Genomic DNA, 1,390 nt, shown 5'->3' with positions numbered 1-1,390 from the left:
CAACGACGTCGTGCAGAAACTGCTGCGCAAGGCGCGCAAGGGCGCCTCGATCACGTATATCGCCGGCAATCACGACGAATTCGCCCGCCAGTTCCAGGGCGTGCATTTCGGCGGCATCGTCGTCGCCGACCGCGCCATCCACGAGACCGCCGACGGCCGGCGCCTGCTGGTCATCCACGGCGACCAGTTCGACACGGTAGTGCACAACCAGCGCTGGCTCGCTTATCTCGGCGACTATGCCTATGACACGGCGATGCTGATCAACCGCGTCGTGACCAAGCTGCGCCATCTGCTCGGCCTGCCTTACTGGTCGTTCTCGTCCTGGGCCAAGGTCAAGGTGAAGAACGCGGTGAATTTCATCGGCTCGTTCCAGACCGTGCTTTCCGAGGAAGCGCGGCGCTCGCATGTCGACGGCGTGATTTGCGGCCACATCCATCACGCCGCGATCGAAAGCTATGGCGACGTACAGTACATCAACACCGGCGACTGGGTGGAAAGCTGCACGGCGGCGGTCGAGCACTTCGACGGCCGCCTGGAGATCCTGACCTGGGCGCATGTGCTGCCGGAATCTTCAACTGGGAAGGATGTGTTGGTTCCGGTCGACATTATCGACCTCAAGGGCAGGGCGGCGCGAGCGGCCTGAACGCGCCTGCCGATCAGAGATCGGCCGCGGTTGGAGCCTCTTTGCGCGCGTTGTTCATTGAAGCCGAAGCGCGGCATATCCCGTGCCGGACGCGGTCTTCAACAGCTTTGCCCTTGATCGATTAGTCCAGGCAGTTCCGCCCTGCCTTGCCGCATGTTAGGGATCGAAACGCGTTGCAGGCCGTCGATTGCAGCGTAATTGGATCGATTCATGTCGCTGCCGCCGCTCTCGCCCGAACAACGCATCAAGCCCAGCCATTTCGAACTGCGCATCAGCCTGATCTTCGCCACCTTGTTCGTGTCACAGGGCACGCATCTGCCTTATTTTCCGCTCTGGCTGCAGGCGAAGGGGTTTCATGCCGAGCAGATCGCCGTCATCCTGGCGGCGCCGATGTTCCTGCGCGTGGTGACGACGCCGATGCTGACGGCGCTTGCCGACCGGGCGAAGGACCGCGCCAATGTCTATATCGCGCTGGTCGCGGCCTCGATGGTTGTCTCGGCCGGCTATTTCCTGCCGGCCGCCTACGCGATCGTGCTTGCCGTGTCGCTGCTGCTCACCATCGTTTGGACGCCGCACTCACCGATGGCCGATTCGCTGGCACTGTCGGGCGTGCGCCGCTTCGGCTCGAATTACACGACGATGCGCAAATGGGGTTCGATCGCCTATCTGTGCGCCAATATCGCGGGTGGATTCATCCTGGCGGCCACCGGCCCGCAGGCGGTTCCGGTGATCATCTTTGTGGCGCTC

The 1,390-nt window shown here is 62.7% G+C and carries 2 protein-coding genes; both read left to right on the top strand.

The annotated features are described in order from the left end of the window. Positions 1-643, top strand: a 643-nt coding sequence (locus tag EOA24_RS37930) for a UDP-2,3-diacylglucosamine diphosphatase (protein ID WP_133374912.1), incomplete at its 5' end; no start/stop codon positions are given. 210 nt (positions 644-853) lie between these two features. Beyond that, positions 854-1,390, top strand: a 537-nt coding sequence (locus EOA24_RS37925; RefSeq protein ID WP_145992577.1) for an MFS transporter, incomplete at its 3' end; no start/stop codon positions are given.

The sequence above is a fragment of the Mesorhizobium sp. M2A.F.Ca.ET.039.01.1.1 genome (genome assembly GCF_003998035.1).
GTDB lineage: Bacteria > Pseudomonadota > Alphaproteobacteria > Rhizobiales > Rhizobiaceae > Mesorhizobium.
The sequence above is the reverse complement of the archived record's forward strand: the minus strand, read 5'-3'. Positions and strand labels throughout refer to the sequence as shown.